This is a genomic window from Bartonella senegalensis OS02, assembly GCF_000312545.1.
Taxonomy (GTDB): domain Bacteria; phylum Pseudomonadota; class Alphaproteobacteria; order Rhizobiales; family Rhizobiaceae; genus Bartonella; species Bartonella senegalensis.
The window spans coordinates 837,925-859,312 of sequence record NZ_HE997540.1 but is presented as its reverse complement, the minus strand read 5'-3'; the positions used below and the strand labels follow the sequence as shown (position 1 = coordinate 859,312).

The window sequence follows — 21,388 nt, the reverse complement described above, 5'->3', positions numbered from 1 at the left end:
AAGAGTTTAATTTGCTAAAAAATCAGCCACAAATGACAAAAAAATAAAAAAGATACGCCCCTTCATTTTTTATTTGAGAAAATAGTAAAGTTAAATCTCGTGGAGTTATGAGATTAACTTTTTTAGCCTTAGTGTGATACTTGAAAATGAATTTTGAAAAAGAAAAAAATCACCTCGACTTCTTTTCTGTCATTGATGTTTTGAAGAAACTCTCTTGCAACTTTCTATAGAGTTTCGTCGCGAGCTCCACTGTATTTTCAAAAGGATTATTTTTGCATTACGATAGGTTTTATAAGCTACAGAACCAAACTTTTCATCCGTTAAGAAGAAATGATATACGCTTTAAAACCCACCATTTTTGCCTTTTCCAGCTTTCGCTATATTTTGAAACCTCTCACCATCACCAATGAGAAGCCAGCGCAAATCTTATATCATAAGTCGCGTGATCGGCAGTTATGAGAAATACTGTTGGTCTATTTATACCCAGTTCATAATTTGCAAGCATCCATTTAACAAACTCAAGAGATTTTGCCACGTTTTCCATTTGCAAACATTTTTCTTATTTAAAGCAAGCTTTTTGCGAGTATTGGGTTCTAAAAAATCTAGTCCGTTGCCTCAAAAACACCTCATAAATCCCATCATATATATTTACAGAGCCTATAAAATAACTTGCACCTACTCTATTGTCTGTTATATCGGACAGTTATTACACCTATAACCTAGCAAAAAACAAATAGTGCATCATCCGTTTAGGCATCAGTGAAATTTATGACCATTACACATATATGGGATCACCGGAATGTTTTAACCACACCACGTTGCACTCATATAATGTTAACTGAGCATGAAAAAACATATCAAATATCATCACCCAGTACACAATATATTGTTTTATAAAGATTATTCATCATTTTGCAGCTTGAATAAAAATCCTAAATATCGTGAGATTTTCTCATCACAAAGCCTCTCATAGCCAATCAATCAAAATCATCTGCTTGCACATCAAAAGCAGGGCTGGCATATTGGAAAAATGAGTAAAAAAGGATTAAAATATCGCTTATGAATCATCTCCAATGCCAAGATCTTTAATAAGATTAGGGACTGGCAAAGAGTATGAGGGTATTAACTTGCCAAAAATATTTTGGACACGGGTTTCATAAAAAAGCTAAAGGTGCCCTTGCCAATTTTATTGACTTGCCCAATGAGCAGATTTTGTTAACCGCTCGCCCAAAAGTTGTAGTCACATTTTCAGGGCTTTTAAAACAAACTCTAGCACTCTTTGCTTATCTCTCCAGCTATCTGCGGAGATTTGTTTCACACCAAGATGAAGATACAAATTCTCTCGTCTTGCTGCTTCTTCATACAACACATTGATCTATATAGATAATATAGCGTTATTCATATTGAATGAGAACCGCGAATATCGTAAGCATCTCTCATTTTAAATCTGTGTATGTTGAATCAATCAAAATCACTTGCTTGCACACCACAAGCGGAGCTAGCCTATGGGTAAAACTGTACAAGAAAGGACTAAATACACCTCATGAACCGTCTTCAGTGCCAAGAGCTTTCGCAACCTTGAGGGCTGGCAATATGATGGTGCCGGCGTGCTCCTTCATACATCCCTCTCTTAAGGAGTAGCCTTTTCATAAGCAGTGTCATAAACAGAGCACCCATTTTAGTCGTTTCAAGACGATGCCCCCACACCCTTCACCTGCTTTATAAACCCTTGTCCACTTATGCAGGAAAAAACCAACAGCAGCATTGCCTTTTTCAGCTTTCAATGTACCAGCTCTTAGCACTGAAGACGGTTCAGAAGAGATGTTTTCCAGCTTTTAGAAACAGTTTTTATCTACACACATATCTCAGATATAATAGACAAGCGAATGATTTTATTGATAGCGTAAACAGATTAAAAATAAGAGAGGCTTACGATAAGCGCGATTCTCATTCAAATTGCAAAACAATAAAGAATCTTTAGAAGTCAATATATTGACCTTTTCCTGATCATCGGAAATGACTAAAATCACCATTAGTTCTTTTCTCTCTTTATGACTTCTTCTAAAAAGTTTTTTAAAAGCTTTTCTGCACTGGATAAGAATTATTTGGAGAGTATTCTTTATGATTTCCATCATCCAAAAAAATAATCACATGAGAAAGAATTGTATTGTCTACGATGCGTATAAGCATAAATCTCTAGAAAATGAGAATCTACTAAAATTCAAAAGCTTAAAACCAGAGCAAAATACGAGAGATTTATACGATAATATCTCTTCAAGAGATGATTCTAAAACACTACCCTTACAAACAGAAGATGCAGTTTACTTTCAAAAAAACAACAGGACAAAATTTCTATTTGTTATTGTCACAAGTCAAAGTGAAGTGTTTTTTGAATAACTTTGATAAAGAGGGAGATTAAAATTACTAAGAATTGTTCCATAAGGAATTAGCATTAAAAAACTCATGATAATTTTTATCGTAAAATCACCAAAAGTAAGTGAAAACCAAACCGGCAACTCAACCCCCAAGAAAACACTGCTTTCTACGATTGAACTATTCGCATAACCTGTCATCTGATCAATAAAGGCAAAAGAGCTAGAAAAAGCGATTGCAAAAAATAGAACAGTATCCAAAGCTGAACCGACCAAGCCTGCGGCTAAAGGCGCTTTCCACCATGCTTTACGTCGCAAAGGACTAAAAACTAAGATATCGAGAAGTTGTCCAAATAAGAATGCTGAACTAGAAGCAATCGCAAGGCGTGGAGTAGCTAATACCCAAGAAACAAAAAAACCAGAAAAGAAACCAGCATAAACCACATAGCGTGCAGCAGCCGGACCATAAAAACGATTGGTTAAGTCGTTGATCAGAAAAGCAATGGGATAGGTAAAAGCGCCATAAGTCAAAAGATCATTCAAGCCAAACCAGTAGACAGGATACTGAACCAAAACATTGGAAATGGTCACAGCAAAACCCATCGCAAGACTAGCAAAAGCAATATATTTATTTTTTTTCTGTGCCAATAAAGAAGCACGGACTGAAAACATTTTTTAACCTAACGGTATGGAATGACCTAAATACAGTGATCAAACAGCAAAAAGACCAAAAAATATGGCTTCTATAAGGAAAGCATAACCCCCAGACCCCGCCGATAAACAAAGGCGATTACGCCGCTTGTTCAGCTTTTTTCTTAACAATCTGGCGTTTTAACAAACGAGCCCGTTGTGATAATTCTTTATCATCCGCTTTGACCAAAAACCCATCAAGACCACCGCGATGCTCAACAGAACGCAAAGCACTTGCCGAAACGCGCAAACGATAACTCTGCTGCAACACTTCGGAAATCAATGTCACATTGCAAAGATTTGGTAAAAAACGACGACGGGTTTTATTATTCGCATGGCTAACATTATTGCCATACTGGACTGCTTTCCCTGTCAATTCGCAGGCACGAGACATAAACTTCACCTTATAAACTCTAAAAAACTTTCAAATCCCAACACTGGAAAAAGAGAATAAATGCACCACAGGCACGAATTTCCCTTCAACGGCAAGATTGGGAATTTGTGTTTCTAATAGGGTGTTAACAACAAAAGGTCAAGTCTTTTATAAAGCCTTTTGCATCTCTATTATAGACTCATTCTCCCCTCTCTTCTCAATTAAAAAACGGACAAAATGTTTTCTTTTAACATGTACCGTGTTAAAAGAATCTTCACGAGCGTAAAAGGAAGCGTTAATCATGAGCAAAACAGATCCCCCCATGACAGAGCTTCAACAAAAACACATCGGTTTTTCTTCTCTTTTGTTCGGCATATTATGTACGTGTTTTTTTCTTCTCTTTAGTGCATTAGGTGTATGGCAAGTACAACGATTAAACTGGAAAACAAATCTTATTACCAGTGCTAATCAACGTGTTCATTTGCCTCCCATCAAAGCCCCTGTCCAGAATCAATGGGCACATGTTACTTTTGAAAAAGATGAGTATCGACCTGTCGTGATCACTGGAAAATTTTTGAGAGATAAAAATATTTTGGTCACTGCTGTTGCTCAAGAGACCAGCGGCTATTGGGTTTTGACCCCTTTACAAACAGCTGACAACACACTGACCTTTGTGAATCGTGGTTTTATCCCCATGGATGCACGCCATGACTTTCAAAACTCAGAACAATCACAAACGGACACTGTAATTCATACGGATTTTACCGCAGATACACAACAAACCACAATCATCGGTTTGTTACGCATGAGTGAAAAAAATGGTTTTTTTCCACGCAAAAATAATCCTGACAAGAATTTATGGTACACACGTGATCTCCCCGCTATGGCCCAAAAACTTGGGCTGTCGTCCGTTGCTCCTTATTTTATTGACGCCGGCAAAAAAACAGCCCCAAAGGAAAAACTTCCCATTGCTGGTCTCACCATTGTACATTTCCGCAATAATCACCTTGTCTACGCTCTCACATGGTTTATCTTAGCTGCTGGTATTCTAGGAGCTTCTTTTTTTCTGCTACGGCAAAAAAGCTGAAAACACCATAAAGAAAATGCTCTTCACATCTTAAAATGAGATGCTAAGTATTTTCACTTCAAAAGGTGCATTTTTCATGAAAAAGCATCATGAACTTTTGTACACTTGAATTAAGAAAAATGAGAGTAATGGGAACATTCCCTTTGTAAAAAACAAGTCTCTTAACTCAAGAGAAGTTTTCATTAATAAAATGTAGGGATTGGCAAAAAAATGACAGTTTATTAAGAAAAATCTCTCAGATATGTGTAAGAACAAAAAACGCCTACTCCAATCCTTTTATTGAAAGGCGTTCAATTATTCAAACGCTAAAATTCAAGAACGAGTACGTCCCTTTATCCTCAAACAATCAGGCAAGTGGTGTATACAAAACAGAGCGCCCAAAACAAAAAACTTCAAAAAAAACACTATTTTATTGCAAATGCATGTGCTTGTTTTAAAAAGACATCTCTCAGCACTCCCAAACCTCTTTCACGACGGCATCCGTGAAAGGTAATAGTAGTAAAGCCATTGTACACCAACTTCTTTACATTTAAAAAAATGCAAGCCGGCACCATCATTTTATTGATCAACTCAAAAGAATGCTGCAACTCTTAGCACTTGAAACAATGCATAAAAAGCACTTTTACTCCCTTCTTGAAGAGTTTTACCCAAACACAAAACTCAACTACAACATGCAAGAGATTCATTTTGAGTGATTCACTATAAGAAAATTGAAATGAGAGAAACTTACGTTATTCTAAGTTCCCATTCCAATTGCAGAACAATTATTTATCTTTATAAATCAGTAACTTAAATCATAAAAGAAACCATAACATAATAAGGGAACATCATTAATCAACAAACTTTATAAATCCTAGTAGCAGAAAGAGATTTGGTATTTTGTTTTGGAAGAGCTTATCAAAAACTATGGGTTATAATATCCTCTCTATGAGGATTAATCCCACTATTGTCGACTTGAGTCTTCCGTTTGCGAACTATAGAAAAATAACCATCAGAAGAAAACATTGTACAAGCCAAAACTTACGCTTGAAATATCATGCTAGAATGGACAGGGAACCTAAGTTTTATGCTTTTCTCACTTTGAAAAATGACAGTAATCCTCCCCCTCACCACTTAACCTGTTAGAGAGGATAAAAATACAAAAACCCTTTCTGCCAAAAGCAAACTCTTGCTGCCAAAAGCCCTGCTTCAAAAATACGAAGAGAAAGACTGAAAAAGCAAAACGGACATGCCCGCCATTCCCTGCTCCAATAGAAAAACAGACAAACCCCTAGTAAAGACTTTTCAAATCAAAACTTTCAAATCAAAACCACACCAGCTTATCGAAGACTTCTTTCATAAAGCCAAAGACTCAATGCATCTTCTCATAAGAGCATTTTCTTTCGGAACTTTGGCCTATACTCCCGCCCCTTTTCTCACCAAACCTTTTCTCACTTAAGAAATTGAAATAAGAAATTGAAAAAGCCCATTGCACAGAGACTTAAGAGCTGCCACTCTCGTGCCTTAAGTTTTCATGCTGAACATAAAATACATAATGACACCTCATGAGCACCACCTTGTAAAAGCGAAAACCTTCCTCTCTCTTAAAGATATAAGGAAACGCTTTCACTCACTCATCAGCGAGCCTGAAAACCTAAGGCACGTAATCTTCTTAGAAATTAGAAAATACCGTGAAACCACCTCACGTGACATTTTCACATAAAGCACGCGCTTTACTGGCCAAATGCCCATCATATTACGACGACTTACGTGAACACCGTCGTGCAATAGAATCAATATCACCTCGATAAATACCAAGGTCATTGAGTTCATATGTTGAAAGACGACTCAAGGCATTAAGCGTCCGACGATACCGACGCCATTTACTATAAGAACGCAGAATATTCATCTCTCTTCCCCAACGCTTACACTACAACTTATAGGACGTATTATAGAGAAAATAATAAAAAAGAGTTGTGCTATAAAGACATACCTGCCATGCACTTAAAACAGGATTGGCAGCATCTTTATAAAAATAAAGCAGCAGGCATTAAGATTTTGTTTGTTGCTCCACCCGAAATAAAATTCAACTAAAGCGGATAATTGTGAAGCACTTATGTAAACGCAACCACACCTATTTTCCATGAAATTGATTAAAAAATTATCTTAATTGAAAAGATCAACACCCTAAGAATAAAAGCACTAATGACGAAAATGCCTTACACCTGTAAAAACCATGGCTAAACCCTTTGCATCAGCAGCAGCAATCACTTCTTCATCACGCATAGATCCACCCGGTTGAATAACCGCCGTAGCGCCTGCGCCAGCAGCTGCCAACAAACCATCTGCAAAAGGAAAAAAGGCATCCGATGCAACAACAGACCCTTTAGTGAGAGACTCTGTTAAACCAGCTCTTTTTGCACTTTCTTCAGCTTTACGTGCAGCAATTTTTGCTGAATCAACACGACTCATCTGTCCAGCACCAATTCCAACTGTTGCACTATTTTTTGCATAAACAATAGCATTTGATTTGACATGTTTGACCACACGAAAAGCAAATTGAAGGTCACGCATTTCCTCTTGACTTGGTGCACGCTTTGTCACCACTTGCAGCTTGAGATCATCAACCACCACATTATCACGCGACTGCACTAAAATCCCACCAGCAAGGGTTTTAGCAAGAAACCCTCCACACCGTGGATCAGGAATCCCCCCTGTTAGCAACAACCGAAGATTTTTTTTGCCTGCAATAATTTCACGAGCCTCCATTGTCGCATCAGGAGCAATAATCACTTCCGTGAAAATTTTGATAATCTCTTCTGCACATTCTGCATCAAGGGGGCGATTTAAAGCAACAATTCCACCAAATGCCGAGACATTATCACACAGCAGAGCTTTCAAATAAGCTTCCTTTAAAGTCTGCCCTTCAGCAACCCCACAAGGGTTAGCATGTTTAATAAGCGCAACAGCAGCAGTTTTTTGTGGATCAAATTCTGCCACAAGTTCAAATGCTGCATCTGTATCATTCACATTGTTATAAGAGAGTGCTTTACCTTGTAAAAGTTTGGCTGTTGCAACACCAAAACGTTTTTCACCACTGCGATAAAATGCTGCTTGTTGATGGGGATTTTCCCCATAGCGCATAACATTTTCAAGATGACCCGAAAAGCTCTGCCAAGCGGGTGTCTCAATTTTTAACTCTTTTGCAAACCAAGCCGCTATCGCCGCATCATAAGCAGCCGTGTGCGCATAAGCACGCATTGCTAGCTGTTGTCGCATAGAAAAACTCAAACACCCATCATGTTTCTTTAACTCAGAAAGAACTGCATCATAATCACGCACCGCTGTGATAACCCCCGTATAAGCATGATTTTTTGCCGCGGCGCGAATCATTGCCGGTCCACCAATATCAATATTTTCAAGAATTGTTTGTCCATCAGCACCTGATTGAACAGTTTCTTCAAAAGGATAAAGATTGACCACCAAAAGATCGATTCCATGAATGCGATGCTGCTCCATAGCGGCTGCGTGGCTAGGATCTTCTCTTACTCCCAAAAGAGCACCATGGATCAAAGGATGGAGTGTTTTGACACGTCCATCCATTATTTCGGGAAATCCTGTAACTTCAGCAACATCTTTTACGGGTAAACCAGCATCCATTAAGGCTTTCGCTGTTCCTCCTGTAGAAATCAATTCAACACCGTAAGTGTGAAGTGCCTGTGCAAACGCAACCACACCCGTTTTATCAGACACAGAAAGAAGAACACGACGGACCCGATGAAGATCAGGTATGGGAAAATTTTTTGCAACAACACCCATAACAGGAACCCTAAAAAAGAAATAATTAAAATTCAAGAAAAACCGGTTTATATGCATAAAACCAATTTATAGATTCATAGCACATGCCTTTATGAAAATACACAAAAAGAAGAGACTGTTTTTTAATAGCTAAAGAACAATTTTTCTCTTAAAAACAAGGAGCGAATCATTGCTCCAACGAACGACGGATAAAACGCCAACGAACTTTTTCCTGAAATGCAGGACGAAAATACAAAACAATCTGTTGTGTACGTTGCGGACCCGTCTGTTCAGCAAAATCAATTGAATCTTCAAGGCAAATATCCGCATCAGGTGATATGAAATACCACTCTTGCCCATCGCTCGCAGCTAAACGTACACGCTCACCATCATAATTGACTTCCACTTGCGGATGAAGATGAAAGCGAACAGCAACGTTATTTTGTTCACTTTGCATGTCCTTATTTCTCTTTGAGAGTCGCTTGTTTGGGGTAAAAAAGCGATCAAAACCCTCGATCATTTCCCCATTTGTTGCTAAAATAAGACCACGTTCATGAACAAGATTAAAAGCTTGCACATACCCATTATGGCTGGCAACAAAACCGGTTTTCTCTGAATCCTCTATACGGCGCACTTTAACATCCGTTGGTCCCTCAAGCAAAAAAGCAACACCCTTTCTCTTTTTATAAAAGACACCCACCGAACAATCATTAACTGTTGCTGTTGAATGCGCTGCGGTCACACGTCCTAAATGTCGATATTCTTCACATCCATGAGAATGAACACCCGTATTGATAATAAAACGACTTCCCTGAGAAGACATTTCAAAAGACAAACACCCCGAACCAGCATGCTCAGCAGCACAGCGTGGTGGAAACTTTCCTGTATCGGCAAGCACCGTTGTTTGATTAGCTTGTAAACGCTGAAATCCTGAATACCGTGCATAACTAAAAGGATGTCCGGCTGTCTCATCGAACTCTAAAAGTTTTGATAAGCGTTCTAAGACAAGGGGACCAACCCCATTAAAATGGGCTAATGTTTGATCTTCATGGATAAAAAACCGCAAAGCCGGCAACATACGTTCAACAGAATCAATAAGAACACGCGGTGCTGTTTCATTGCTATGCATAAAAAGATGACGCAAAGACAATAAATCGGATAACAAATTCAGCAAAATGACAGGGCTACGGGAAATATGACCGCCATCAACCAAGATCTGACGCGAAAGCTCTTCGATAAGAAAGGATTGTACTTTTTTTTTCATTGCCTCCGAAACAGGCAAAGCAAGAGAAGCGAATGTCAAAGCAGCTGCTGCTTGTAAACGTTGCTCATTGTTTTCCATACTATAAATCGTTATACGCAAATAACGAAACTGGAATCCAAGTGCACGCAAAAAGCGTTTTTCAAACCGCTTACTCGCCCCTTGTAACAACATTTTTGAATGACAAATCCACGAAATCAAACGCCGCGCCACAACCGGACGACTCCAAGCAAGTCCCTTTACTTTCTTGCCCCATTGATCAAGCCAATCTTCTAAGAGTGCGCGCGCATGCGCAGCCGCTAAATCACTCTCCGCTGCCGCCATATGACGCAACCAATGAAAATCATGAAGAGCCGCCTCCCATTCCTGCGTTGGTGGAACCAATGAAAAAGGAGAAACAGCACCAGAATGAACAATATGACCCGCAAAAGGAAAACGTCCATGATAAAATTCGTGCGCCATCAACGGATCAGCTAAATGCAAATCCATAGGATGCGCTAAAATTTTATGGGGACGAAACCCCGAAAACCGCCAACGAAACAGTGGTCCAACCCATAAACGCCGTATAAACTGGTGTGCTCTATAGACAAAGTCCGCTGCCTTTATTTGAGGACCTTTTACCGCAATCGCCACAATCTTATCTCCATTTGTGCTGAATCGAGCACAATTTCAGCCATTTTAGTAAATGAACCGTTAATTAAGCTACTTTTCGCAAGCGCGCTGCAAAAAAACCATCCATTCCTAAAAAGATATTTTTCGTGGCATTAGAATTTTCCTGACAAAAATCAGCAGGCGTTGTACGCAAAATGCCCTCAACAGAGAGCAAATGGGCCATAACACCCATTTCCTCTGCAAGGATAGGCTCTAAAACAATGTCATCACGCTCTGATAAAATTCTTGCAATGAGATCTTCCCCTTCTTCTTTAGCTAAGGAACAATTGGAAAACACAATGCGTCCTCCTCTCTTTAGCAAAGCAATTGCTGCGACAAGTAAATTATATTGCAAAGCCGCTAATTTAACGATATCGCTCCTCGATTTCGTCCATAAAATATCCGGATGACGACGTATTGTTCCTGTAGAAGAACAAGGCGCATCAAGAAGCACAGCGTCAAAAAGCTGTTTGGGATGGAAATTTTTCACATCTCCCTCACAGTAGTGAACTGAAAAATGAAGTCGCTCCATATTTGCCTGCAAGCGTTTTAGCCGATTAGCAGAGAGTTCAATCGCTGTCACCTCAGCCCCTTGTAAAGCCAGTTGTGCTGTTTTCCCGCCGGGGCTTGCACAAAGATCAACAACCTGTTTACCCTGAATATTTCCCAGTAAACAAGCAGGCAATGCTGCGGCAAAATCTTGAATCCACCAGTCCCCTTCCCTATAGCCTGGTAATTCAGAAACAGCCCCCTCCAAACGGCTCAGCCGAACCGAACCATTGGGCAAAACAACACCGCCCAACCGTTGTGCCCATCCATGACTATCAGATTTCACCGTTACATCAACAGGAGGTGGAGCACTTTGAATTTCTAAAATCTGATCAGCTTTTTCTTTTCCATAAGTTGACACTAAAAGCTGTGCAAACCATATAGGAACGCCTTCAAGATGAGGAGCTTGCTGGCGTAAAAATATCGCCTCACGTGCAACATTGCGTAAAAGAGCATTCACCACCCCTGAAAAACGGTACATACGCGGATCAAGTTTTGCCACACGTACAGCTAAATCAATAGCCGCATGATCAGGAATATCAAGGTAAAGAATTTGCGCCACACTGATATGCAAAAGATGCTGAAGTGAAAGTGCTTGTGACGGCAAAGGGCGCATCAAAAAGCGCGCTAAAGCATCTATAATCTGCCCTCGATGCCGCAACGCCGCTGCCAAAATGGCACGACACAACAAACGATCTCGCTGTGAAAGCCCTAAATATTGTGGATGTCCATGTTCATTATCCGTCAAACCAGAAAGAGAGGTCTTTTTATCAAGCACCGCCCCTAAAAGACGAACAGATACCTGCCGGACAGCTAATCCTGGAACATTTTTTTCGGACATAGGCCCCGCTTTCCTGTGTTTCAATACAACACCTTTATACCTCTATCTCCTGAAGAACTTTATGATCGAGGTCTCTTTGAATCTTCATAACGAAGCCAAGAAGGACGTTTTTTAACACGCTGAACAGGATTTTCTTCGCTAAAGTCCCTCGTTTGCACAGCAGAATCCAAATTTCCAAAATCACTATTTTCTTTATGCAAACCGCTCTTTTCATTCCATCCCATGTTTTCCATTCTTGCTGCTTTCATTTCTTCTGCTTGCCGATGAAGAGCAGCAATACGATTTGCCGTTGCCGGATGGGTAGAAAAAAGACTATCTGCCCCCTCACCCCGTAAAGGATTGATAATAAACATATGCGCTGTTGCCGGATTATGTTCTGCTTCTTCATTGTATACCACATGCCCACCGCCTGCGATTTTACGCAATGCTGAAGCCAACCATAAAGGATTACCGCATATTTCAGCCCCTCGCCTATCAGCAGCATATTCACGGGTGCGACTAATAGCCATTTGCACCAGCATTGCAGCAAAAGGTGCAATCAACAGGGCAATAAGTCCCCCGATTGCCCCAGCACCATGAGAATTTTCAGAAGAATGACGCTGTCCCCCCATAAAAAAAGCGAAATTACCAAGCATTGAAATTGCTCCAGCAATCGTTGCGGTGAGGGTCATCGTTAACGTATCACGATGTTCAATATGTGCAAGCTCATGCGCCATCACTCCAGCCACTTCTTCTGCACTCAACTGGTTTAACAATCCAGTACTGGCAGCAACAGCCGCATTCTGAGGATTACGCCCCGTAGCAAAAGCATTTGGCTGTGCATTTTCAATAATATAAATTTTTGGCTGAGGAAGAGAAGCTCTTCGTGCTAAATCGCTTACAATCTTATAATAAACGGGAGACGAATGTTGATCGACTTCACGCGCACCATACATACGAAGAACGATTTTATCCGAATTCCAATAAGAAAAAAAGTTTAAACCACCAGCCATCAAAAGCGCGATAACCATCCCATTGCTTCCGCCAACCAGATAACCAACTCCCATAAAAAGAGCAGTCATAAAAGCCAAAAGCATTGCTGTACGCATTATGTTCATGACTCAAAAAACTCCATGATAAAATATTATTACTTCTATATGATGGGGTTTTCTTTTTACTTCTTCAATAAAGAAAGACATAAAATGGATAAAATAAATAAACAAAACGCAATTTCTGCTCAACAACAACCCCTTTCTCCGGCCGCACAACGTGCCCTTAATGAGGCTGAAGAAAGGCGTAAACATGAAACAAAGGAAGAAAAACCTTTAGAAAACGGTGGACGCGGCGGCAAAGACCCTTCACGCTATGGAGACTGGGAAATTAAAGGCCGCGCTATTGACTTTTAAGAAACTCACATTGGCTTTAAAAAGCCACACACCCTTTTAAAGAAGATCAGTTTTGACAGACAAAAACTGATAACATTCGTGCTTCGATATAAACGCTGTTATAAGATAGATCTGATTATATTTGAAGAACAATCACGCTTCTTCAGCTGCTAAAGCAGCCGCTTCTTCAGCTGCTTGCTTTGCTGCTGCTATGCGTTCTTGTGCTTTTTTGCCTGGTTCACCTTTGTGCGGGTTATTGCGGATGGGACGCTTTTTTAACCCAGCGGCATCCAAAAACCGCAAAACGCGATCTGTTGGCTGTGCCCCTTGACCAAGCCAATATTGAATACGCTCTTCATTCAACTTCACACGTGGTCCATCTTTAGGCAACATTGGATCCCATGCACCAACACGCTCAAGAAACCGTCCATCGCGCGGACTACGAGCATCCGCAACGACGATGTGATAATAAGGACGCTTTTTTGAGCCTCCACGGGACAAACGAATTTTCAATGCCATATTTTATCTCCTATTGTCAGCTCTGGCTTTCGTTTAAATTTTCTTTATTCATTTTTTGCTTTTCAGCAATAACTTCATGCTGGTGCACGACTTCTTTAATGATAAATTTTAAAAATTTCTCAGCAAAATCAGGATCGAGATGGGTTTCTACAGCGAATTGCCGCAGACGCTTTATCTGATGTTGCTCACGCAGAGGATCAACTGCGGGCAAATTATAACGGGCTTTTAAACGCCCAATAGCCTGCGTACAACGAAACCGCTCTGCTAAAATATGAATTAACGTCACATCAAAATTATCAATAGACTGTCGTAAACAGGCCAACTCACTGAATATTTTTTCCTGCATCATATGTCCTTCCCTCTTTGCATCTTATTTTTTCTTGGGATGCTGAGGAAAATTGCCCCCTCTATTGGCAGTACCATTGGAAAGACCAGGAAACGGAGCTCCACGCCCTGGAAGACCTGGGAGTACATTCCCTCCCTGACCACTTTCTATCTGCTTTTGAAGTTTTGAGAGTTGCTTTGGATCAAATCCTGATAGATCAGGCAGAGCTGCAGAATCTCCTCCCAAATCTCCCATTCCCCCCAGCCCCATTTTAGATCCAAGTGCTCCAAACATTTTTCCCATGAAACCGCCTTTTCCCTTACCTCCTATAGCTTTCACCATATCCGCCATTTGGCGATGCATTTTCAAAAGCTTATTAATATCAGCAGCACTGGTTCCAGAACCTTTAGCGATTCGTTGTTTACGGCTATGTTTCAATAACTCTGGATTGGCGCGCTCTAAAGGCGTCATTGACGAAATAATAGCCAATTGACGATTAAACACACTATCATCAAGACCAGCCGCAGCAATTTGATCTTTTACCTTCCCCAAACCTGGCAACATTCCCATAATGCCCCCCATACCACCAAGTTTTTTCATTTTTTGCAATTGATCTGCGAGATCATTAAGATCAAATTTCCCGGCTTGCATCTTTTTTGCAAAAGCGGCCGCTTTCTCATGATCCATTATTTCAGCAGCTTTTTCCACCAAAGAAACAATATCACCCATTCCAAGAATACGATCAGCAATACGAGTAGGATGAAACTCTTCCAAATCGTCTATTTTTTCGCCGATTCCGATTGCTTTAATCGGTTTCCCCGTCACAGCACGCATAGAAAGGGCAGCCCCACCACGACCATCACTATCCATACGTGTTAAAACAATTCCTGTAATTCCAACCCGTTCATCAAAAGAACGTGCCAAATGAACAGCATCCTGACCAGTCAGGCTATCAGCAACCAACAGAATTTCATGAGGAAGGGAACAAGCTTTAATTTCAGCCAATTCAAGCATCAAAGCTTCATCAATATGACTACGTCCTGCTGTATCAAGAAGCAGCACATCATAACCGCTCAGTTTAGCGGCCTGTAGTGCACGTTTTGCGATATCAACGGGCGATTGTTCTGCAATAATGGGCAAAGTTGCAAGTGTTGCTTGTTCTCCTAATTGACGCAGTTGCTCCTGTGCAGCAGGACGGCGTGTATCTAACGACGCCATGAGAACTTTTTTATTATGCTTATGGGTCAAACGCTTTGCCAACTTTGCTGTTGTCGTTGTTTTCCCAGAACCCTGTAAACCAACCATCATGAAAACAACAGGTGCTGGTGCATTGAGATCATTGAGAACACCTTCATTTCCCAGCACATGAACCAGCTCATCATGAACGATTTTCACAACCATCTGTCCAGGTTTAATTGATTTAACAATTGCAGCCCCAACAGCTTTTTCACGAACCCTATCGGTAAAAGAACGTGCGACATCGAGTGCGACATCGGCCTCTAACAAAGCGCGGCGAATTTCGCGCAGTGCCTCTGTTACATCCTGATCCGACAAAGCACCACGCCCTGTCAAATGAGACAGGATAGAGCCAAGGCGTTCTTGTAAGGATTCAAACATCATTTACCTCATTGCTGCATAACGAACAAACCAAAATGGCATCCGAGAACGCATCGCGCCGTCGGATGTTGACCTCTGAGATCTCTTTATACCCTTAAACTGGGGTCTCAGTCGGTGGCTCCAAGTTAATTCTGTCACTGAAAGCTTATCCTTTCAAACAATAAAACCCCAGCTTTGTCAAGATTTATCATACAAATAGCTTTTATACGAAGCAAAAAGGTAGCAAAAATTATCCCTCAAAATTCTCCACCTCCACACGCATAAAATGACCTGCTTCCTGTTCTACACTCCATAATTCACCGCTTGAGATATCAAACCAAACCCCGTGCAACGTCAAAACACCCTGCTCTTTCCGCGCCTTTATCCAAGGAAATGTCTCTAAATTTTTCAACGAATGACGAATAGAAAGTTTCTCTAATGCGGTCTGCTGCTCTGCAACAGTCAACGATTTGTTTGCAACAACTGTTTGTGCTGCTGGTGCCAAAAGGCTTATCCATTGACCAATAAAATCATTTGACGATAAAGACTTGCACGTTCCCTCAAGAGCGGTGCTCACCCCCCCACAATGGGCATGACCAAAAACAACAATATGCTTCACCTCAAGCAATTGAACGGCATGCTCAATCGCTGCTGATGTTGCATGATATTGATTATCAGGAGAAAAAGGAGGAACCAAATTTGCCACGTTGCGCAGCGTAAAAATTTCACCTGGTTTAGCATCAAAAATCGTTTCTGGTACTGCTCGCGAATCACAACAAGCAATGACCAAAATTTCAGGTTTCTGCCCTTCAATTGCCAATTGCTGATAATCTGCTGTTCTATATAAAAAATGATTTTTTATAAAAGACTGATAACCGCTTAAAAGTCTTTCTGGCAAACGCGTCATTTGAGATTTACTTTCATTTTGTCTCTTTTAAAAAAAACAGACTATTAACATAAAAAACACTAAAAATATTCTTTCATCGCGCAAAATATTTCATAAAGCGGCAAATTATTACTGTAAAATAAAAGAAATACCTTTATCCTTCCCTAATAAAGAACTATTCTCTTCAAAAGGAAGGTTACGCTTCAAAGAATAACGTGTAACACTGCAGAGAATAATAAATTGGTCTGCTGCAGTGCAAGAGAGACTCTTAAGAGCAAAAAGGGAATATTATTGTGTTAAAACAAAAAACATTAGAAACAAAAAACCATCAAGATCAAATAAAACAAATCCTTTTTGCTCACACCGATAAAGAAGATATCACCTGTTACGAAAGTACAGAACTCCAAAAAGCCACAATAACTGCCATTGAAGCTTTTCATCTTCATCAAGCAGGCAAAAGTGTTATCTGCTTTGAACAAAATTTGACCCGTAATAAGAAGCCTATAACCGTTATCACGCTGGTAAACGATAACAAACCTTTTCTTCTCGATTCTATTTTAAATCTCTTTAATCAGCATAAAAATCACATTTATTTGATTGCACACCCTGTTCTTGATTGTGCCTGCGGACAGCGCATCAGCTTGATTCAAATCCATATTGAATCCTTAAATGAACAGCAGATCCAAAAGCTCAAAGGAGAGATTGCCTTAGTCCTTGAACAAGTCAATGCCGCTGTACAAGACTGGCAACCTATGCTTGAAGAAGTGAGAAAGCATATCCATGCCTATCAAACGAACCTCCCCGAACACTATAAACAAGAAGGTGAAAAAGCCATTGAATTTCTCAATTGGTTGATGGACGATAATTTCATCTTTCTTGGCATGCGCACTTATAACGTCATCAAAAACCAAGAACCCAGGGAAGCCTTTACATCCAGTAACATTGAACTAGGCATTCTCACCGATGCCTCTATTCGTATTATTGGCGATGCAGGCTTGGAAGAGCTTCCGCAAGAAATCCTATCCTTTATGGAAAATGATAACTTACTTATTGTGACAAAAGCCAACAGCCGCTCAAAAATTCATCGTTCTGTTTGGCTCGATTATATTGGTCTTAAAATCTTTGGCAAAAAAGGCAAGCTCTGTGGAGAATTGCGCATTGTAGGGTTATTTACCTCCTCAGCTTATACGCGCTCTATTTTGCAAATCCCTTTCTTAAAAGAAAAAGCCAAAACTATCATTCAACGCCTTGGATACAACCGTGCTGACTATTCTGGAAAAGCACTTATCAGTGTTTTAGAAACCTATCCAAGAGATGAAATGTTTCGCTCTGACGTTGACACATTGACAGAAAATGCCAAACTTATCATGCAATTAGATGAACGTCCACGTTTGCGCGTGCTTGCGCACACGGATTCTTTTGGGCGCTTTGTCTCGATACTTGTCTATGTCCCGCGTGATCAATACAGCAGTAACATTCGCGAAAAAGTTGGCGAATATTTTGTTGAGCTCTATAATGGTGATTTTTTTGAGTCCTATCCGCTATTTTTGGAAAGCACACTCACACGTGTCTATTATATCATCCACCGCAAGGGGAGTGAGAATGCTCCTCTTATTGAGCGCACCAAACTTGAACAGCATGTACGTTTTATAGCCAGAAGTTGGGAAGAGAGTGTCCAAACCATAGCTCTTAGCCGCAAAACAACAGAGCAACAAACACGTTTAGCTAGCCAATTTCCCAACAGCTATCGTGACTTATTTTCACCAGAAGAGGCCATTGAAGATGCCGGACATATTTTAAGTCTTCATGATAAAAAACCGCTTTTTGTGACATTTTATCATACACACAATAAAGAAAAACAAAATATTTCTCTCCGCCTCTTTCACCGCCACGAAGCACTAGCTCTTTCCAAGCGCGTGCCGCTCCTTGAAAATATGGGATTTAGAGTCATCGCTGAACAAACACTTGAATTACCAGATGGCAACGGACACTCTGTATATCTGCACGATATGCAACTAGAAAGCGCCTTCCAACTTTGTATGGATTTCGAAAAAACCGGTCAAAAACACGCAGCAACATTCGAAGCAGTTTGGGCGCACAATGCGGATAACGATGCCTTTAATGCACTAACTCAAACAGCAGAGCTTGATTGGCGTGAAATTGTCATTTTGCGGCATTATGGGCGCTATCTCCAACAAGCTGGAATTCCTTATTCACAAGACCGCGTTGCCCAAACCTTAAATGCCTATCCTGACATTACCCAAGATCTTTATGCTTTGTTTCATTTGAAATTTCATCAAAGCCATACAGAAAAAGAGCGAGAAAAAACCAAAAAATCATACAAAAACGCATTGAAGAAAAATTACAGAAAGTATCCGGTTTAGATGATGATCTGATTTTACGCCGTTATCGTAACCTTATCATTGCAAGTTTACGCACCAATGCCTTTACGCCTCTTGCCGATGGCAATCCACGGCGTATTTTAGCAACCAAGTTAGATCCACGCCAAATTGAGGGTTTACCTGAACCGCGTCCTTATCGAGAAATTTTTGTTTATGGACCAGAAGTTGAAGGTGTTCATTTACGCTTTGGTCCTATTGCTCGCGGTGGAATCCGTTGGTCAGATCGTGCACTTGATTATCGTACTGAAGTGCTAAGCTTAGTCAAAGCCCAACAGGTTAAAAATGCAGTTATTGTTCCTGTTGGCGCGAAAGGGGGATTTTACCCTCATCGTCTTCCTCAAACGAATGATCGTGGCGTAATCATAGAAGCCGCGCGTCAAGCTTACATTGACTTTATCACGGCTTTACTTTCCATCACCGACAATTTGATGAATGGCAAAATAATCCCACCTCACGAGATCATTTGCCATGATGACAATGACCCTTATTTTGTTGTCGCTGCCGACAAAGGCACGGCAACCTTTTCTGATACAGCCAACACCATCAGCCAAGCAAACCACTTCTGGCTTGATGATGCTTTTGCCTCTGGAGGATCAGCAGGCTATGATCACAAAGCCATCGGAATTACAGCCAAAGGTGCATGGGAAGCAGTTAAAAGACATTTTCGAGAATCCTTTAATCATGATATCCAAACAACCCCCTTCACCTGTGTAGGGGTTGGTGATATGTCCGGTGATGTTTTTGGCAATGGAATGTTGCTTTCCAAACAAACCAAACTTATTGCTGCCTTTGATCACCGTGATATCTTCATCGATCCAGATCCCAATAGAGCTGAAAGCTACGCAGAGCGTATGCGACTCTTTCAACTCCCTCGTTCCAGTTGGCAAGATTACGACCAGACAAAATTATCAAAGGGCGGTGGTATCTTCTCACGCACAGCAAAAACCATTACTCTTTCACCAGAAGCAGCAAAAGCCATTGGCTTTGAAAAACAAACCGGAACGCCCTTTGAAATTATCTCTGCACTTCTCAAAGCACCTATTGATCTTTTATGGTTTGGTGGCATTGGTACTTATATCCGTGCAACAACAGAAACCGATGCACAAGTAGGAGACCGTGCGAATGATGCACTCCGTATCACCGGTGAACAAGTGCGTGCAAAAGTGATTGGTGAGGGCGCTAATCTTGGCGTTACACAACGTGGTCGAATTGAATATGTGTTAAACGGTGGACGCTGCAATACGGATGCCATTGATAATTCCGCAGGCGTTAATTGTTCAGATGTTGAGGTGAACATTAAAATTGTTCTGGCATCAGCACTTCGTGCAAAAATGCTTACCCGCGAAACACGCAATGAACTCTTGAAAAAGATGACTCCCCAAGTTGAGAAGTTAGTCCTGCGTAACAATTATTTGCAAACACTTTCTCTTTCCTTGGCTGAAAGCCAAAGCGCTACGGATTTGCCTTATCAAATACGCTTTATGCACGACTTGGAACAGAAAAAGCTTCTCGATCGTAGAGTTGAAATTCTTCCCAATGAGCAAGTTTTGCGTCAAAGAACACCCCAAGGGCAAGGGCTTATTCGTCCGGAACTCGCTGTTCTTTTGGCTTATGCTAAACTAACCCTACAAGAAGAAATCGTCCAAAGCCCCATTGTTGATGATCGTTATTTTGATGCCATTTTGTTGAACTATTTTCCACCTCAAATTCAAAAAAGCTTTGAGAAAGAAATTATTCATCATCAATTGCGTCGTAATATTATTGCAACACTGATTGCCAACGATATTGTAAACCGAGGAGGACCAACCTTTGTGAGTCGCCTCCAAGATGCAACAGAACAAAAGGTAGAAAATATTATTCGTGTTTTCATCGCCCTTCGCGATGGTTTTGATATTCCTCAATTATCGGACCAAATTGATAAACTTGATAATAAGATACCCGGTCTTATTCAAAACAAATTCTACGCAGCAATAACCTCTATGCTTTTTGAGACAACAAATTGGGGCTTGCACAATATGGATCTTTCTGTTTCCTTAGAAGAACTTGTAAAAACAATGAAGCAAGCCCGTGAGATTATTGAAAAACAGCTTATACATTTAAAAGGTAAAGATATTACTCAAAAAGTTCATGAGAAAGCGATAAAATATAGCGAAGAGGGAGCCCCAAAAGCTTTAGCAAAGCAATTGGCTCTCTTGGAGGCTGCTCCAATAATTTGTGATATTTCTTTAGTTGCCAAGCAAAGCAACAGCGATCTTATTAAAACTGCAGAAATCTATTTCTCACTTGCTCAAATCATGCGTATCAGCCGCATTCATGAAGCGAGTCAAACAATTCCTGTAGTTGATTATTATGATAATATGGCTTTAAACCAAGCCAAAGAAAATATTGCCAAAAGCTTACGACAAATCGTTATGAAAATCTTAAAAAATTATGGAAAAAAAGAGAATCCGTTTGCAGCTTGGAGCAAAACAGAAGAAGAGCACATTCAAAACGTAACAAACCGTATTGGTCCTCTCATTGAAAGTGATCTCAACATTTCTCGTTTTACCTTTGCGGCAGGGTTGATTTCACAACTTCAAAACACTGCTTTTCAAACTTAAAGCGGTGTAGATGGCCGAGTTTTAAAATCCCCAGTTTTACCCATCCATGAGCAATCAGCAAAGGAAAAACGGGAGTGCCATTTGCATTTTTAAGC

At 40.4% G+C, this 21,388-nt stretch carries 13 protein-coding genes and 1 pseudogene; 3 read left to right on the top strand and 11 right to left on the bottom strand.

The genetic code is table 11. The features are described from left to right. Positions 1-2,372: 2,372 nt before the first annotated feature. Both BN200_RS03360 and rpmB read right to left on the bottom strand, forming a co-directional pair. A complete protein-coding gene (locus tag BN200_RS03360) occupies positions 2,373-3,044 on the bottom strand; it encodes a VUT family protein (protein ID WP_019221041.1) in 672 nt (223 codons plus the stop codon). 118 nt (positions 3,045-3,162) lie between these two features. Further along, positions 3,163-3,456 (bottom strand): 50S ribosomal protein L28, encoded by a 294-nt coding sequence (rpmB, locus tag BN200_RS03355; protein WP_019221040.1) that lies wholly within the window; start codon positions 3,454-3,456, stop codon positions 3,163-3,165. Positions 3,457-3,736: 280 nt separating this feature from the next. Between rpmB and BN200_RS03350 the strand changes: the two genes are divergently transcribed. After that, positions 3,737-4,522: an SURF1 family protein gene (locus BN200_RS03350; protein WP_019221038.1), complete on the top strand. Its 786-nt coding sequence runs from the start codon at positions 3,737-3,739 to the stop codon at positions 4,520-4,522. A 1,735-nt stretch (positions 4,523-6,257) separates the two neighbouring features. Here the strand turns inward: BN200_RS03350 and BN200_RS08655 are convergent. The 5 genes from BN200_RS08655 to htpX all read right to left on the bottom strand — a co-directional run bounded on the left by BN200_RS08655 (position 6,258) and on the right by htpX (position 12,698). Further along, positions 6,258-6,410 carry a DUF1127 domain-containing protein gene (locus tag BN200_RS08655; RefSeq protein ID WP_081585529.1) on the bottom strand — a complete coding sequence of 51 codons (153 nt, stop codon included), beginning with the start codon at positions 6,408-6,410 and terminating at the stop codon, positions 6,258-6,260. Between the two features lie 293 nt (positions 6,411-6,703). Further along, complete coding sequence (gene purH / locus BN200_RS03340) at positions 6,704-8,320, bottom strand: bifunctional phosphoribosylaminoimidazolecarboxamide formyltransferase/IMP cyclohydrolase (RefSeq protein WP_019221035.1); 1,617 nt, start codon at positions 8,318-8,320, stop codon at positions 6,704-6,706. A gap of 166 nt (positions 8,321-8,486) precedes the next feature. Further along, positions 8,487-10,193: a heparinase II/III family protein gene (locus BN200_RS03335; protein WP_019221034.1), complete on the bottom strand. Its 1,707-nt coding sequence runs from the start codon at positions 10,191-10,193 to the stop codon at positions 8,487-8,489. A 64-nt stretch (positions 10,194-10,257) separates the two neighbouring features. Next, positions 10,258-11,625 (bottom strand): RsmB/NOP family class I SAM-dependent RNA methyltransferase, encoded by a 1,368-nt coding sequence (locus BN200_RS03330; RefSeq protein WP_034988686.1) that lies wholly within the window; start codon positions 11,623-11,625, stop codon positions 10,258-10,260. 35 nt (positions 11,626-11,660) lie between these two features. Next, positions 11,661-12,698 carry a zinc metalloprotease HtpX gene (gene htpX / locus BN200_RS03325; protein WP_034988684.1) on the bottom strand — a complete coding sequence of 346 codons (1,038 nt, stop codon included), beginning with the start codon at positions 12,696-12,698 and terminating at the stop codon, positions 11,661-11,663. A gap of 84 nt (positions 12,699-12,782) precedes the next feature. Between htpX and BN200_RS03320 the strand changes: the two genes are divergently transcribed. Further along, positions 12,783-12,986, top strand: coding sequence for a DUF1674 domain-containing protein (locus BN200_RS03320; protein ID WP_019221031.1), 204 nt, complete (start codon positions 12,783-12,785; stop codon positions 12,984-12,986). Between the two features lie 132 nt (positions 12,987-13,118). Here the strand turns inward: BN200_RS03320 and rpsP are convergent, their stop codons facing one another. The 4 genes from rpsP to BN200_RS03300 form a co-directional block, all read right to left on the bottom strand. Beyond that, entirely contained in the window at positions 13,119-13,484 is a 366-nt protein-coding gene (gene rpsP, locus BN200_RS03315) for a 30S ribosomal protein S16 (RefSeq protein WP_019221030.1), read from the bottom strand. 16 nt (positions 13,485-13,500) lie between these two features. Continuing rightward, positions 13,501-13,830: a chorismate mutase gene (locus BN200_RS03310; RefSeq protein WP_034988903.1), complete on the bottom strand. Its 330-nt coding sequence runs from the start codon at positions 13,828-13,830 to the stop codon at positions 13,501-13,503. Between the two features lie 24 nt (positions 13,831-13,854). After that, positions 13,855-15,426: a signal recognition particle protein gene (gene ffh / locus BN200_RS03305; RefSeq protein ID WP_019221028.1), complete on the bottom strand. Its 1,572-nt coding sequence runs from the start codon at positions 15,424-15,426 to the stop codon at positions 13,855-13,857. A gap of 229 nt (positions 15,427-15,655) precedes the next feature. Further along, a complete protein-coding gene (locus tag BN200_RS03300; protein ID WP_019221027.1) occupies positions 15,656-16,312 on the bottom strand; it encodes a carbonic anhydrase in 657 nt (218 codons plus the stop codon). A 272-nt stretch (positions 16,313-16,584) separates the two neighbouring features. Here BN200_RS03300 and BN200_RS03295 point away from each other — a divergent pair. Next, positions 16,585-21,293, top strand: a pseudogene (locus BN200_RS03295) (NAD-glutamate dehydrogenase). Positions 21,294-21,388 lie beyond the last annotated feature (95 nt).